The organism is Micromonospora sp. M61 (assembly GCF_018070245.1).
Classification (GTDB): domain Bacteria; phylum Actinomycetota; class Actinomycetes; order Mycobacteriales; family Micromonosporaceae; genus Micromonospora; species Micromonospora zamorensis.
The window spans coordinates 1-15,459 of sequence record NZ_JAGPYA010000096.1; the positions used below are offsets into that span (position 1 = coordinate 1).

At 71.6% G+C, this 15,459-nt stretch carries 12 protein-coding genes; 8 read left to right on the plus strand and 4 right to left on the minus strand.

All coding sequences use genetic code 11. The annotated features are described in order from the left end of the window. The 3 genes from KBX34_RS31485 to KBX34_RS31495 all read right to left on the minus strand — a co-directional run. Window positions 1-673: carbohydrate ABC transporter permease (locus KBX34_RS31485; RefSeq protein WP_210928669.1), on the minus strand; the 673-nt coding region annotated here is incomplete at its 3' end. Between the two features lie 31 nt (window positions 674-704). Then, the gene (locus KBX34_RS31490; RefSeq protein ID WP_210928671.1) at window positions 705-2,057 is read right to left on the minus strand and encodes an ABC transporter substrate-binding protein; all 1,353 of its coding nucleotides are present in this window, start codon (window positions 2,055-2,057) and stop codon (window positions 705-707) included. Window positions 2,058-2,076: 19 nt separating this feature from the next. Further along, on the minus strand, window positions 2,077-3,207 hold the full coding sequence (locus tag KBX34_RS31495; protein WP_210928673.1) for a LacI family DNA-binding transcriptional regulator: 1,131 nt from the start codon (window positions 3,205-3,207) through the stop codon (window positions 2,077-2,079). A gap of 237 nt (window positions 3,208-3,444) precedes the next feature. On the opposite strand from KBX34_RS31495, the gene KBX34_RS31500 reads away from it, so the two are divergent. The 8 genes from KBX34_RS31500 to KBX34_RS31535 all read left to right on the plus strand — a co-directional run bounded on the left by KBX34_RS31500 (window position 3,445) and on the right by KBX34_RS31535 (window position 14,199). Next, the gene (locus KBX34_RS31500) at window positions 3,445-4,773 is read left to right on the plus strand and encodes a Gfo/Idh/MocA family protein (RefSeq protein ID WP_210789688.1); all 1,329 of its coding nucleotides are present in this window, start codon (window positions 3,445-3,447) and stop codon (window positions 4,771-4,773) included. Window positions 4,774-4,797: 24 nt separating this feature from the next. Beyond that, window positions 4,798-6,231 carry a glucuronate isomerase gene (uxaC, locus tag KBX34_RS31505; protein ID WP_210928675.1) on the plus strand — a complete coding sequence of 478 codons (1,434 nt, stop codon included), beginning with the start codon at window positions 4,798-4,800 and terminating at the stop codon, window positions 6,229-6,231. Continuing rightward, window positions 6,228-7,532 (plus strand): enolase C-terminal domain-like protein, encoded by a 1,305-nt coding sequence (locus KBX34_RS31510; protein ID WP_210928676.1) that lies wholly within the window; start codon window positions 6,228-6,230, stop codon window positions 7,530-7,532. The genes uxaC and KBX34_RS31510 overlap by 4 nt, the downstream gene beginning before the upstream one ends. Continuing rightward, complete coding sequence (locus KBX34_RS31515) at window positions 7,523-9,016, plus strand: mannitol dehydrogenase family protein (protein ID WP_210928678.1); 1,494 nt, start codon at window positions 7,523-7,525, stop codon at window positions 9,014-9,016. Before KBX34_RS31510 ends, KBX34_RS31515 begins: the two co-directional genes overlap by 10 nt. A 63-nt stretch (window positions 9,017-9,079) precedes the next feature. Further along, entirely contained in the window at window positions 9,080-10,246 is a 1,167-nt protein-coding gene (locus KBX34_RS31520) for a Gfo/Idh/MocA family oxidoreductase (RefSeq protein ID WP_307871540.1), read from the plus strand. A 110-nt stretch (window positions 10,247-10,356) separates the two neighbouring features. Beyond that, entirely contained in the window at window positions 10,357-11,712 is a 1,356-nt protein-coding gene (locus KBX34_RS31525) for a polysaccharide lyase family 1 protein (protein WP_210928680.1), read from the plus strand. 82 nt (window positions 11,713-11,794) lie between these two features. After that, complete coding sequence (locus KBX34_RS31530; RefSeq protein WP_210789702.1) at window positions 11,795-12,520, plus strand: HD domain-containing protein; 726 nt, start codon at window positions 11,795-11,797, stop codon at window positions 12,518-12,520. Between the two features lie 185 nt (window positions 12,521-12,705). Next, a complete protein-coding gene (locus tag KBX34_RS31535) occupies window positions 12,706-14,199 on the plus strand; it encodes an FAD-binding oxidoreductase (RefSeq protein ID WP_210928682.1) in 1,494 nt (497 codons plus the stop codon). A 310-nt stretch (window positions 14,200-14,509) separates the two neighbouring features. Here the strand turns inward: KBX34_RS31535 and KBX34_RS31540 are convergent, their stop codons facing one another. Then, window positions 14,510-15,274, minus strand: a complete 765-nt coding sequence (locus tag KBX34_RS31540) for a BTAD domain-containing putative transcriptional regulator (RefSeq protein ID WP_210928684.1) — start codon at window positions 15,272-15,274, stop codon at window positions 14,510-14,512. Window positions 15,275-15,459 lie beyond the last annotated feature (185 nt).

Genomic DNA, 15,459 nt, shown 5'->3' on the forward strand with positions numbered 1-15,459 from the left:
GGCCGGCGCCGTCGACGGAGGCGGCCTCGTACAGCTCGGTGGGCACCTGCTTGAGCCCGGCCAGGAAGATCACCATCGGTGCGCCGAACTGCCAGATGGCCAGCACCATCAACGTTTCGAGGGCCCAGTCCGGGTCGTTGACCCACGGCTTGCCCTGGATGCCGAAGAGGCTCAGCAGTGAGTTGAACGCGCCGTCACGGTTGAACATGTTGACCCAGACGATGGCCAACGCGACGCTGCCGCCGAGCAGCGACGGCAGGTAGAACAGCCCGCGGAACAGGCCCACGCCGCGCCATGCGCGGTTGAGCAGCAGCGCCACACCGAGCGCCGCGGCCAGCTTCAGCGGCACGGCGATCAGCGCGAAGGTCAGTGTCACCCGCACGGCGTGCCAGTACGACGGGTCGGCGGTGAACATCCGTTCGTAGTTGGCCAGCCCCACCCACTGGACCTCGGAGAAGGGGGTGAGGATGTCGTAGTTGGTGAAGCTCAGGTACAGCGACAGCAGCATGGGGACCGCCGTGACACCCATCAAGCCGATGAGCCACGGCGACAGGAAGACGTACCCCGCCAGACCTTCGCTGTGCCGGAAGCGCCCGGGCCCACGCCTTGCGGTGTGGGCCCGAACGGATCCGGGGCCGCGTCGGGTCGGGTCGGGCGCCGTGGTCAACGCCACGAACAGCTCCTCTCCTCGCCTCGTGGGGCGGTCAGGCGATGGCAGACTTGCACGCCTCAATGAACTGGGCGGCGGCCTCGGCGGTGGTGGCCCGGCCGTACTGCGCGTTCTCGGCAGCCTTGATCAGCTCGGAGCGCACCTTGCTGTGTCCCTTGATCGGCACCTGCGGTGACTTGCCGAACTTCTGGGTCAGCTCCGCCTCGACGGCGATGGACTGCTTCATCGCGGGGTCGGTGGTGTCCTCGCTGACCGCGCGGCGCAGGTCCTGGTTGGACGGCAGGCCGCGGTCGGTGCCGAGCAGCTTGACCGCCTCCTGGTCGTTGTTCAGGAAATTGATCACATCGACCGCGACGTCCTTGTTCTTGCTGCCCTTGAACACCGACCAGTACATCGAGGCCCGGGCCCACTGCGCGCTCGGGTCACCGGGGTAGGCGACCACGCCCAGCTCGTCCTTGGTGTTCTTCTTCAGGTCCGGCATCTGGTTGGCCCACACCCAGGAGGTGGCCGACTTACCGGTGACCACCAGCTGCTTGGTGATGTCGCTGGAGTTGCCCTCGTGGATGACGTCGGCGCTCGGGGTGGCCTTGCGGTCCCGGGCGCCCTTCCACAGGTCGAACCACCTGGTCACGTCCTCGGCGGTGAAGCCCAGCTCGGAGCCCTTGTAGAGGTCCTTGCCCTGCTGCCGAAGCCAGACCCAGAACGCCTTGTAGTCGGCGCTCGGGTCCTGCGTGCCGGGCACCTTGGTCTTGGCGGTGACCTGCTCGGCCCAGGCGATGTGCTCCTCCCACGACATTCCGGTGGTGGGCTCGGGCAGGTTGTTCTTGGTCAGCAGCGTCTTGTTGTAGACCAGACCCTGGGTGTTCTCCCCGGCGGCCAGACCGGCGAGCTTGCCGTCGACCACGCCGTACTGCCAGAGGCTCTCGGGGAACTTGGAGGTGTCCAGCTTTCCGGACTTCTGGTAGGAGGTCAGGTCGAGCGTGGTGTTGCGGGACGCGTACTCGGCCAGGTAGTTGTCGTCGATCTGGAACAGGTCCGGCGGGTTGCCGCCGGCGGTGAGGGTGGCCAGCTTGTCGAAGTAGCCCTGGTTGGCCTGCCAGGTCTTCTCGAACGTCACGTTCGGGTGCTTCCTGGTGTAGAGCGCGAGGGCGTCCTCGGTCAGCTTGGCCCGGGCGTCGCCGCCCCACCAGAAGATGGAGAGCTTGACCGGGGCGTTCGGGTCGGCCGCGCCGCCGCCGTCGTCGTCTCCGCAGGCGGCGGCTCCGAACATCAGCGGCGCGGCGACCGTCACGGCGAGCAGGCCGCGCAGCAGGCGCCGCCGAGGCAGCGCGGTACGGTGATTGCGCCCGGCAGGCGCGTTAGTGGTGGGGGGCGTTGCGGGGTGCATGTGCGCTCACTCCTCGGCATTAGGAGGCGACGGCGTCACCGGTGGCCGCGGTCGGGATGCCCGGGCCCGCAGGGCAATGCGGGTCCGGGCCAGGCGGCGCGGCCAGGGGACGTGCCGGTCGGGCGTACGGGCCCGGGCCGGTCGAGTCGCGGATGACCAGGTCGGTCTGGAGCATTACCTGTGCGGTGGTACGACGGACGCCGAGCGCCGTGCCGGCACCGAGCCCTCGCGCGCCGCGCGGTGATTCGGTGTCCTGTTGCAGCAGCATGTCGACGGCCGTCCGGCCGGCGGCCCCGGTGGGTGTGGCCACCGTCGTCAGTTTGGGGCGGGTGAGCCGGCTCAGGGCGATGTCGTCGACCCCGACGACGCTCACCTCCTGCGGCACCCGCACCCCGAGCGCGTCCAGCCCCTCGATGAGGCCGATCGCCATCAGGTCGTTGTAGGCGAGCACGGCCGACACACCGCTGCGCCGCACCTGCTCGGCGATGGCGGAGCCGCCGGTCTCGGTGGGCGCGTTCGGGCCGAGCACTGTCAGCTCCGCGCCACCCGCCCGGGCGGCCGTGCCGGCGGCGCGGCGCATCTCCCGGTTGGTCCACGAGCTGCGCGGGCCACCGAGCAACGCGATGCTGCGGTGCCCGAGGCCGATCAGGTGCTCGATCGCCGCCCGGGCACCCTGCCCGACGTCCATCAGCACGCAGGGCAGGCCGGTCACCTGTCGGTTGACGACCACCAGCGGCACCTCACGGCTGAGCTGTTCGATCAGGCTGTTGCTCATCCGAGGACTGCACAGCAGCACCCCGTCCACCTGCTTGGCCAGCGCGTGGACCAGCTCCTCCTCGACGGTCGGATCCTCGTTGGTGTCGGCCACGAAGACGTGGTAGTCGCGGTGCCGGGCCTGACTCTCCGCCGCCTTGATCAGTGGCGGGAAGAACGGGTTCGCGATGTCCGCGATGATCAGCCCGATGTTGTGCGTACGCCCGGTGATCAGCGCCCGGGCGGCGCGGTTGGGCCGGTAGCCCAGATCCTCCGCGCAGGCCAGCACCCGGACCCGGGTCTCCGGGTTGACCAGGTGCGGAGCGGAGAAGGTGCGGGACACGGTGGAGATGTGCACACCGGACGCCCGAGCGACGTCCCGGATGGTGACTGGCACGGCGGCCCCTTCGTCCGATGTGGTGGTGGTCACGTGGGTGTGGCCATTAATGCAAACGGTTGCGCCAGTGTCAACGGTGGATGGTTACGGCTTTGTTGCACCCACACTCCCCTTGGTGACTTGCTGCCCCGCAAACACGGATATTTGCCGCCGATTGCGTCACCCTCGTTGACGCAGTCGGATCGATCGTGATTACTTCAGTGCAAACGTTTGCAGGATCACCGGGGAGGCGACCGCATGTCACCGAGAGTCGACGGCCGGGTCCGGTACGCCGTCGTGGGCACCGGCGCCCGGGCGGAGATGTTCGTCCGCGCCCTGGTGCTCGACCACGCCGACACCACCGAGCTGGTCGCGTTCGCCGACGTCAACCAGGCCCGGATGGACGCGCACAACCGCTGGCTGGCCGAGCTGGGCCACCGCCCGGTGCCCACGTACCCGGCGGGTGACTTCGCGGCCATGCTGGACAAGGAGCGGGTCGACGTCGTCCTGGTCACGAGCGTGGACGTCACCCACGACGAGTACGTGGTGGCCGCGCTGCGCGCCGGGCGGGAGGTCGTCACCGAGAAGCCGATGACCGTGGACGCGCCGCGCTGCCGGCGCATCCTGGACGCGGTCACCGAGACCGGCGGTCGGGTGACTGTCGCGTTCAACTACCGCTACAACCCGCTGCACGAACAGGTCCGCCGGCTGCTCGCCGAGGGCGCGGTCGGTGAGATCGGCTCGGTGCACTTCGAGTGGCTGCTCGACGTACGCCACGGCGCCGACTACTTCCGCCGCTGGCACCGCGACAAGGCCACGTCCGGCGGGCTGATGGTGCACAAGGCCAGCCACCACTTCGACCTGGTCAACTGGTGGCTGGCCGCCACCCCCGTCGAGGTGTACGCGGCGGGCCGGCTGTTCTTCTACGGCGAGGACGGCCGCCGGCACGGCTACGCCCGCGACTACGACCGGGCACACGGCTCCCCCGCCGCCGTCGACGACCCGTTCGCGCTGCGACTCGACGCCCACCCCCGGTTGCGTGAGCTGTACCTCGACGCCGAGGCCGAGGACGGCTACCAGCGCGACCGCAACGTCTTCGCTCCCGGAGTCAGCATCGAGGACGACATGGCGGTGCTCGCCCGCTACTCCACCGGCGCCACGATGACCTACCACCTCACCGCCTACGCGCCCTGGGAGGGTTACCGGGTGATGGTCAACGGCAGCCGGGGTCGGCTGGAGCTGGAAGTCACCGAGAACGACTTCGTCGACCGGGGCACCGCCGGAGCCGTCAAGGGCGCCGCCCTGCACGGCACCGAGGCGCCGGCCGAGGGCGGTGGTGCGACCCTCACCCTGCGCCCGTTCTGGCAACCGCCCCGACAGATCCCCGTCGAGGGTCGCAGCCGGCACGGCCACGGTGGCGCGGACGCCCGGATGACCGCTGTGCTCTTCGGGGGTCAACCCGACCCCCTGGAGCGCGCCGCGACCGCCCACGACGGCGCGTTGGCCCTGCTCACCGGCCTGGCGGCCAACCGGTCCTTCGAGACCGGTCAACCGGTCCGGGTCGCCGACCTGCTCACCCCCCGCTGACCTGGAGACGAGGAGCCCATCCCCGTGCCGACGTTCGACCACAACGACCTGCTCCTGCCGCCCGAACCGGGCCAGCGCGCGCTGGCCCGGGAGCTGTACGCCCTCGCAGCGGAGCAGCCCATCATCTCGCCGCACGGGCACGTCGACCCGGCCCTGCTGGCCGAGGACCGACCCTTCCCGGACCCGGCGCAGCTGCTCATCGTGCCCGACCACTACCTGACCCGGATGCTGCTCAGTCAGGGCGTCCCCCCGTCGGACCTGGGTGTGCCCACCCGTGACGGCAGCCCGGTGGAGACCGACGGGCGGGTGATCTGGCGACGCTTCGCCGCGCACTGGCACCTGTTCCGGGGCACCCCCTCGCGGCTCTGGTTGGAGCAGACCTTCCGCACCGTGTTCGGGGTGCACACCCCGCTCGGCCCGGCCACCGCCGACACCCTCTACGACGAGATCGCGGCCCGCCTCGCCGAACCGGACTTCCGGCCCCGGGCGCTGTTCGAGCGGTTCAACATCGAGGTGCTCGCCACCACCGAGTCGCCGCTGGACGACCTCGGCCAGCACGCCAAACTCGCCGCCGACGGCTGGGGCGGGCCGGGCGGCCGGGTCGTCACCACCTTCCGCCCCGACGACGTGGTGGACATGGAGTTCGACGACTGGTCGACCAACGTGGAGCGGCTCGGTGAGCGGGCCGGCGAGGACACCGGCACGTACGCCGGTTACCTGGCCGCGCTGCGCGCCCGGCGCGCCGCGTTCATCGCCGCCGGCGCGACGTCCTCCGACCACGGCCACCCCACCGCGCGGACGCTGGACCTGACGCCGGCAGAGGCCGAGCGGCTGTACGACCGGGGCCGGCGCGGCGAGGCCGACGCCCCCGACGCCGAGGCGTTCCGGGCGCACATGCTTGTGGAGTTCGCCCGGATGTCACTCGACGACGGCCTGGTCATGCAGCTGCACCCCGGCGCGGTGCGCAACCACAACCGGTGGCTGCACGCCCGGCACGGCCGCGACGTCGGCGGCGACATCCCGCAGGCCACCGAGTACGTGCACGCGCTCGCCCCGCTGCTGGAGCGCTACGGCAACGACCCGCGGCTGCGGGTGGTGCTCTACACCCTCGACGAGGACACCTTCACCCGGGAGCTGGCGCCCCTCGCGGGCGGGTATGCCGCGCTGCTGCTCGGCGCGCCCTGGTGGTTCCTGGACTCCCCCGAGGTGCTGCGCCGGTTCCGGGAGACGGTCACCGAAACCGCGGGCTTCTACAACACCACCGGGTTCGTCGACGACACCCGGGCGTTCTGCTCCATCCCGGTACGCCACGACGTCGCACGTCGGGTCGACGCCGGCTTCCTGGCCCGGCTCGTCGCCGAGCACCGGCTGCCGATGGACGAGGCCGCCGAGACCATCGTCGACCTGGCGTACCGGCTGCCCAAGCGGGTCTTCAACTTCGGAAAGGCCGACCAGTGACGGTGACCATCACCTCCGTCGAGGTGCACGACGTGCGGTTCCCGACCGCCGCCCGGGGCGACGGCTCCGACGCGATCAACCGGGGCGACTACTCGGCGACGTACGTGGAGCTGGGCACCGACGCCGGCCCGACCGGCGCGGGGTTCACCTTCACCAACGGCCGGGGCAACGAGATCACCTGCGCGGCGGTCCGCGCGCTCGCCCACCACGTGCGGGGGCGCACGATCGAGGAGATCACGGCCGAGCCGGTCGCGTTCTGGCGCTCGCTCAGCGCCGACGTGCAGCTGCGGTGGCTGGGCCCGGAGAAGGGCGTCATCCACATGGCGACCGGGGCGCTGGTCAACGCGGTGTGGGACCTGCGGGCCACGTTGGCCGGCAAGCCGATGTGGCGGTTCCTCGCCGAGCTGCCCACCGACGAGCTAGTGGCCAGCGTCGACTTCCGGCACATCACCGACGCGATCACCCCGGACGAGGCGGCGGCCATCCTCGACAAGGGGCGCGACGGCCTGGCCGACCGGTTGGCCACCCTCGAACGGGACGGTTTCCCCTCGTACACCACCTCGGTCGGCTGGCTCGGCTACCCCGACGACAAGGTGCGGGCGCTGACCCGGCAGGCGTACCAGGACGGCTGGCGGGCGATGAAGATGAAGGTCGGCGGCCCGCTCGCCGACGACCTGCGGCGGGCCCGGATCATCCGGGAGGAGATCGGCGCGGACGCGCTGCTGATGATGGACGCCAACCAGGTCTGGGACGTCGACGAGGCGATCACCGCGATGGCCACGCTGGCCGAGGTCGACCCGTACTGGATCGAGGAGCCCACCCACGCCGACGACATCCTCGGCCATGCCCGGATCGCCCGGGCGGTGACCGAGCTGACCGGCGGCCGGTGCCGGGTGGCCACCGGTGAGGTGGCCGCCAACCGGGTGATCTTCAAGCAGTTGTTGCAGGCCGACGCGATCGGCGTGATGCAGATCGACGCGTGCCGGGTCGGCGGCGTCAACGAGGTCCTCGCCGAGCTGCTGCTGGCGGCGAAGTTCGGGGTGCCGGTCTGCCCGCACGCCGGCGGTGTGGGCCTCTGCGAGTACGTCCAGCACCTGGCGATCTTCGACTACCTGCGGGTGGGCACCGGCCTGGACGGTCGGATGGTCGAGTACGTCGACCACCTGCACGAGCACTTCGTCGATCCGGTCCGGACCCGCGGTGGCCGCTACCTGCTGCCCGAGCGACCGGGATACAGCGCCACCATGAAGCCGGCCTCGATCGCCGAGTTCCGCTTCCCGGACGGCCCGGCATGGCGGTGACCGTCGGCGCCTCCCGGCTCGGCCTGGGCATGCTGCGCCACCTGCCCGCCGAGGCCCGCCCCCTGATCCGGCCGGGCACCGTGCCGACGGGCATCGTGCACCTCGGCCTGGGGGCGTTCCACCGGGCACACCAGGCCGTCTTCACCGAGGCGGCGGTCGGCGCGGCCGGCGGCGACTGGGGCATCATGGCCGTCGCCCCCCGCAGCACCGCGATGGTCGAGGCGATCGCCGCCCAGGACAACCTGTTCAGCGTCAGCACCCTCTCCGCCGCCGGCAGCGCCACCCGGGTGGTGGGCGCCCTGAGCGGCGTACGGCACGCTCCCCGCGACCCGGACGCCGTGGTGGCGCTGCTCGCCGACCCGGCGGTACGCGTGGTGACCCTGACCGTCACCGAGAAGGCGTACCAACTCGACCCCGTGACCGGCGAGCTGTCCCCGGACGCGGCGCTCGCCGCGGACCTGGCCGGCGGCCGACCCCCGACCACGGTGCCGGGGCTGCTGCTGCGCGGGCTGGCCGCGCGGGCCGCCGCGGACGCCGGGCCGGTGGCACTGGTGAGCTGCGACAACCTCCCGGCCAACGGCCGGCGACTGCGCGGAATGCTCGACCAGGCGGTCGGGCGTGCCGACAGGGTGCCCGCCGGGCTGGTCGAGTGGGTGGCCGCCAACGTCACCTGCCCGGGGACCATGGTGGACCGGATCGTGCCGGCCAGCACCCCGGAGACGATCGAGGCGGCACGGCGGGTGCTCGGCGTGACCGACCTGGCAGCGGTCGCCGCCGAACCGTACGCGCAGTGGGTGATCGAGGACGACTTCCCCGGCGGACGGCCCGGCTGGGAGCACGCCGGGGCGGTGCTCACCGACGACGCCGGCCCGTGGGAGCGGCTGAAACTGCGCACCCTCAACGGCGTGCACTCTGCCATCGCGTACCTCGGTGCGCTGGCCGGTCGGGAGACCATCGCCGAGGCGCTGGAGATCCCGCACCTGGCCGACGTGCTGCGCCGGCTGATCGCCGAGGACGTCGCGGCCAGCTTCACGCCGCCGGACGGGGTCCGGGTGGTCGACTACGGCGAGCAGGTCCTCGCCCGGTTCGGCAACCCGGCAATCCACCACCGCACCCTCCAGGTCGCGTTGGACGGCTCGCAGAAGCTGCCGCAACGCGTCCTGCACACCATCGCCGACCTGCGCGCGACCGGCCGGTCCGCGCGCTGGGGCGCGCTGGTCGTGGCGTCCTGGTTGCGCTTCGCGCTGGGGTACGCCGACGACGGGCACCCGTTGCCGTTCCAGGACCCCCTCGCCGGGCCGATCCGCGCCGCGCTGGATGCCGGTGCGCAGAGCCCGGCGGGTGCCGTCGACGCGCTCTTCGCGCTGCGCGAGGTCATCCCGGTCGAGGTAGCCGAGGACGACGAGGTCCGCGCCGACGTGATCGCCTGGTTGACCGCGCTGCAACGACACGGCGTCGAGGCCACACTGGCCGGTGCCCGGTGAACGGGCCGACACTGGCCGGTGCGCGGTGAACGGGCCGACACCGGCCGGTCGGTGGTGAGCGCTGTGACGCCGCCCCGGGTGGCGGTGATCGGGGCGAACGGGCACGGCCGGTGGCACCGGCGGGTGATCGCCCCGCTGCACGCCGCCGGCCGGTTGCGGCTGGTCGCCCTGGTCGACGTCCGACCGGTGGAGGACGATCCGGCGGCGCCGGTGCCACCCGGGGTCGAGGTGTTCACCGACCACCGGGCGATGCTCGCCGCCACCCGGCCGGAGGTGGTGGTGATCTGCACGCCGCCGCACACCCACCTGGCGATCGCCCGGGACGCCCTGGCCACCGGCGCGGACCTGCTGTTGGAGAAACCGCCGGTGTTGTCGCTGGCCGAGCACGAGGAGCTGGCCTGGGCGCTGACCGCCGCCGGCCGGGTGGCGCAGGTCGGTTTCCAGGCGCTCGGCTCGGCGGCCCTGACCGCGCTGACCGACGCGCTGGCGGCGGGCCGGCTGGGCACGGTCACCGGCATCTCCACCGTCGCCGCGTGGCAACGGCCGGACGCCTACTACGCCCGCTCCCCGTGGGCCGGTCGGCGAAGCCTCGACGGCCGGCCGGTGCTGGACGGCGCGTTGGCCAACCCGCTCGCGCACGCGGTGATGCAGTGCCTGGCGGTCGCCGAGGCGCTCGGTGGGGCGACGCCCTGGCCGGTGGCGATCGAGGTGGAACGCTACCGGGTCCGCCCGATCGAGGTGGAGGACACTGCCGTGCTGCGGGTCCTGTTCCGCGCCGGTCCGCCGGTGCTGGTGGCGGTGACCCTGGCCGCCGAGGAGTTCGTGGCGGGTGAGGTGGTGGTGACCGGCACGGCGGGTCAGGCGGTGCTGGAGTACCCGACGGACCGGTTGCGGCTGCCCGGGGACGTGGTGACCCGCCGCGTCCCGGGGCGGGTGGGGTTGCTGGAGAACCTGCTGGCGCACCGGGACGACCCGGCGGCGGTGCCGCTGATCGCGCCGCTGGCCCGTACCGCGCCGTTCACCGCGCTGCTGGACGCGCTGCGGGTCGCCCCCGAGCCCCGGCTGCTCGACGGCGACCTGGTGACCGTCGTCGGTGAGGGCGGGGAACGGGTACGCCACCTGCGGGGCGTGGTCGACGTGCTGCGTCGGGCGGCCGAGCGGGGGGCGCTTCCGAGCGAACTGGCGGTGCCGTGGGCGGCGGCGGCGTATCGCGCCGAGTTGACCGGATAGGGGGCCCACGGCAACCGGAGTACAAACGCCGCCCGCACTCGGGGCGGTCACATCGGACACACCCCCGAATATCCGACTGCCCCTCCACCACCAGCGAATGGGAAGAGTCGATGCGCAGAATCCTCACCGGCGTTACGGTGATCGCCCTCCTGCTCGGTGCCAGCCCGGCCGCCGCCGCTGCGCGCCCCGACACCCCGGCCACCGACGGGCTCTCCTGGCTGGCCGGCCATCTCGGACGGCAGACCCTGCCCGAGCGGGACGGCTGGGCGGCCGAGGGCACCGGCACCACCGGCGGTTCGACGGCCGCTCCCGACCGGACCCGGGTGGTGCACAGCCGGGCCGAGCTGGTCGCCGCCCTGGGCGGTGACAACGCCAGCAACGCCACCGACGCCACGCCGAAGCTCATCTACGTCGACGGCGCCATCGACGGTTTCGAAGGACCGGAGGGCACCGCGCTGAGCTGTGCCGACCTGGCCGACCCGGCGTACCGGTTGGACGCCTACCTGGCCGCGTACGACCCGGCGGTGTGGGGACGGGTGCCCCCGAGCGGGCCACTGGAAGAGGCCCGGGTGCGTTCGGTGACCAACCAGACCCGGCAGACCCAGATCAACGTCGGCCCGAACACGACGATCGTCGGGCTGCGCGGCGCCCGCCTGACCGGGCTCACCCTCATGATCGACCGGGCGTCGAACGTCATCGTCCGCAACCTGACCCTCGTCGACGCCCGGGACTGCTTCCCCGCCTGGTCACCGACCGACGGCGAGGCCGGCAACTGGAACAGCCAGTACGACCAGATCTCGGTACGCCGCAGCGAGAACGTCTGGGTCGACCACAACACCTTCACCGACGGCGACAACCCGGACAGCGCCCAACCCGTCTACTTCGGACGGCCCTACCAGGTGCACGACGGGTCTCTGGACGTCACGCACACCGCCAGCCTCGTCACCGCGTCGTGGAACCGCTTCACCGGGCGGGACAAGCTGCTGCTGCTCGGCTCGTCCAACACTGTCGGCCCGGACGTGGGCCGGTTGAAGGTCACTCTGCACCACAACCTCTTCGACGGCGTCCTGCAACGGCTGCCCCGGGTGCGCTTCGGTCAGGTCGACATCTACAACAACCACTACCGGCTCGGCGGGGACGACTTCCAGTACGCGCTGGGCGTCGGTGTCCAGTCGGCGATCTACGCGCAGAACAACTTCTTCACCCTGGACGCGCCGGCCGACCCGGCCGACCTGCTCTACGACTGGGGCGGCACCGCGCTGACCGAGCGGGGTTCCTGGGTGCGCCAGAGCGGCAGCCCGGCCCGGCCGGTCGACCTGCTGGCGGCGTACAACGCGACCCATAACCCGGACCTGGCCGCCGACGCGGGCTGGACGCCCACCCTGCGCCGCGACCCCGTCCTGCCGGCACCGCTGGTTCCCCTCCTGGTGGGCCCCCTCGCCGGCGCCGACCGGCTGCCGATCTGACCGCTCGGCGCGCCCGCAACTCGCGGTCGGGTCGGCGACGTAGGGGCCCATCGATGTGGTGAAGATCGGCTATAAGTGACGCATGGACTTCCCGCCGCACCTGGGCAGCATGCCGATGCACGCGATCACCGAGATCCACGGCGAACCGGGCCTGCTGGAACGCTTCCGGTTGGAGGTCCAGCAGTTCGACGACGACGACCGGGAGCGGCTGAACGCCGCGCTGGACCTCGCCGCCGAGCTGCACCGCGACGACCGACGGGTCCGCGAGCCGTACCTGAATCACCTGCTGCGGGTGGCGATCCGGTTGATGCACCACTACCAGGTGCGCGACGTGGAGGTGATCGTCGCCGGCCTGCTGCACGACGCGGTGGAGGACCACCCGGCCGAGCTGGCCGGCGGTGAGCCGGGGGCCGACCCAACCGCTGCGGCGCTGGTCGCGCTCGCCGCGCGGTTCGGGCCGCGGGTGGCCACCCTGGTCGCCGCCGTCACCAACCCGGGGTACGACCCGGAGCGGGACCGCAACGCGCAGTACCGGGAGCACCTGGCGGTCAGCCTGGACCGGGAGCCCTGGGCCCGGGTGATCAAGGTGTCGGACTTCACCGACAACGGCGTGGGGGTGATCCACACGGTCGGGCCGAAGGTCGTCTCGTCGGCCCGGAAGTACCGGCCGCTGGTGCCACTCTTCCGGGACCTGATCGGCCGACCGGACACCCCGTTGTCGCCGGCGGTGAAGCGGCACATCTTCGGCCAGCTCGACCTTGCCGAGGAGCGGTTCAGCGCCATCCTCGACCAGCCCGCCCCGAACTGACGGCCCGTTCCCGAGCTGACCGCCGCCTCTGAGCTGACGGTCGCCGCATCACCCGACCGGGTTCCGCGACAAGTTCTCGGATCTTCGGCGAACCTCTCGCATTACGGTGAGTTTGCGCCAGATGAGAGGCATCAGCCCTCTTGGTCCCGATTTCTGGTGTGACCCCGATCGAGAGGATTCGGACCATGCGCGACCTTTCTCGTCGTGATCTGCTCAAGGCGACGGCCGTCGGCGCCGGAGCGGTCGCTCTTCCAAGCGTGATCGCCGGCAGCTCGGCGATCGCGGCCGACGGTCCCGGGTCGTCCTCCGGCGCCACGTACCCACCGGCGGAACTGACCGGGCGCATCGTCCGCCCCCAGAGCCCGAACTATGCGGAGGCCAGCCTCGGCTGGGACGAGCTGTTCGTGCGCTACCCCCTGGTCATCGTGTTCGCCCAGGAGACCCAGGACGTGGTCAACGCCCTCACCTGGGCGCGGCAACACGACGTCGCACTGCGGGTACGCAGCGGTCGCCACAGCCTCGAAGGCTGGTCGAACGTCGACAACGGCATCGTGATCGACGTCAGCGAGCTGAAGGACGTCCACATCGACGCCGCCGCTCGCGTGGCGAAGCTCGGCGCGGGGCTCAACCAGTCGGAGGCGATCACCGCACTCGGGGAGTACGACTTCGCGGCGACGACCGGAACGGAGGGGACCGTCGGCCTGTCCGGCGCGACCCTCGGCGGTGGCTTCGGGTTCCTCACCCGCTATCTCGGCATGGCCTGCGACAACCTGATCGGCGCGGAGATCGTCGTCGCGGCCGGCGCCAACGGCGCGAAGGTGCTCGAGGTGGACCCGTGGAATTACCCGGACCTGCTCTGGGCCCTGCGCGGCGCCGGAAACGGCAACTTCGGGATCGTCACGTCGCTGACCTACAAGGTGGCCCCGCTGAAGAGCGTCGCCTACCTTCAGGCGACCTGGCCGGGCCTCGACAACCTGCACGAGGTCTTCGAAAACTGGCAGCGCACCGCGCCCTTCAGCGACCCCCGCCTCGGCACCCAGGTCGAGGTGCACCCGAACGAGATCCTGCTGTTCGCGGTGCTCGCCGAGGGATCGGAGGCCGAGACGAGGAAACTGCTGGAGCCCATCCTCTCGATCGGCGACCCCGAGGTCACAGTCCAGATCGGCGGCTGGAGCGAGACCTACTCCGGCTTCCAGATCCCGAGCGACGAAGAGCCGGCGAAGTGGAAGTTCTTCTCGCAGTTCACCAGGGAGCCCTTCCCGGCGAAGGCGATCAGTATCGTCCGCGAGTTCATGGAGAACTCCCCGTCGCCGGACAGCAACTTCTTCACCCAGGCCTTCGGGTCCGGAGCCCAACGACAGGAACCCTTCGGCGGCGCGGCCTTCCCGCACCGCGACGCGCTCTTCTACTCCGAGCCCGGCGCGGGCTGGGGCACCCGCGGCGAGCCCGACAGCGATGACGCCATCACCCCGATCGCCCAGACCTGGATCGCCGAGTTCAGCCAGGCGCTGCGGCCCTACGTGGACGGCGCCTACGTCAACGTGCCGAACATCGGCATGGCGGAGTGGGAGGAGGCCTACTGGGGCCGCAACTTCCCACAGCTGCGCAAGATCAAGGCGAAGTACGACCCGCACAACGTCTTCCAGTACGAGCAGAGCATCCCGCCCGCGACGCACTGACCAACCTGACCGGTCAGACCAGCCGGACTGGTAAGACCAGCCGGACTGGTAAGACCAGCCGGACTGGCCTGACCAGCGACGCGCGAGGCACACCACCCGCTCGGCTGGATCTCCTCCCACCCCACCCACCCCAGCCGCCCCCTTTGCTCTGCACCCATGGACGCACCACTTACAGACCGTGAGCGTCGCATCCGTGGGTGCAGAGCAAAGGACGGATGTCCGGGGGCGCCGGGAGGCCGGCTGGGCGGAGTGTGGGCTGGTGGGACGCCGGTATGGGCCCTGCGGCCGGCCGGTCACGGAAAGGGGACGGTCACCCTGGGTGCAGGCCGGCGCGAACAAGACGCTCCAGCCACGGGGTCGGCGCGACCCCCAACTCGCGGCCCAGGTCGGCGCGGAACAGCTCGAACCGCCGTACCGCCTCGTTGATGTTGCGCTCCGCCAGGTGCACCGCGATCAGCGTGCGGGTGGCGCTCTCCCGCAGCGGCTCCAACTGCACAGCGGTCAACGCCACCTGCACCGCCTCGCTGTACCGGCCCTGCGCGGTGAGCCGCTCGGCGAGCGCCTCCAACGCGTACAGCTGGGTCTGGCGCAACCGTTCCCGCTCGGTCAGCACCCAGTCGTCGTACCAACCGGGCAGCAGCTCACCGGTCGCCAGCGCCGGCACACCCGGGGCGACGTCGACAGGTGACCCGCCGGCCAGCAGGGCGGTGGCCGCCGCGCCCAGGGTGGCCACGTCGCTGGTCACCCCGGCGGCCAGGGCCAGCCGGTCGTCCTCGTCCACCAGGGGGTCGGGAGTCACCCGGTGCAGCCGCCAGAGCATCGTGCGCAGGTTGGCCCGGGCCCGGTCCTCGTGCGAGCCGGGCCAGAGCGTGCCGGCGGCCTCCGAGCGGGCACACCGCTGGCGTACGCCGAGGTAGGCCAGCAGTCGGCGGGCGCCCTGCGGCACCGTCACCACCCGCCCGTCGCGTTCCAACCCGAACCCACCGAGCAGCCGCAACGCGTACCGGGGAGGCCGCCCCTCCTCGATCTCGGGTGCCGCGGTGCGAAGGTCGTGTGTAACCTCGTGAACAGCCATTCCTGCGCCTCTCGCACCCGATCGCCCCGTGGGACTTCACGGTCGGGTGTGGACGATCGCCGCGCCAGCGCAGTGTCGTCACACCGACCCGGCGAGCGGCGTGGATCAACCGTTCGCCGGATCCGGCACCGACCGTTCAGCGCAGCTTGCTCAGCGTCCGGGCGTACCCGGTCCACTCGGCGGCG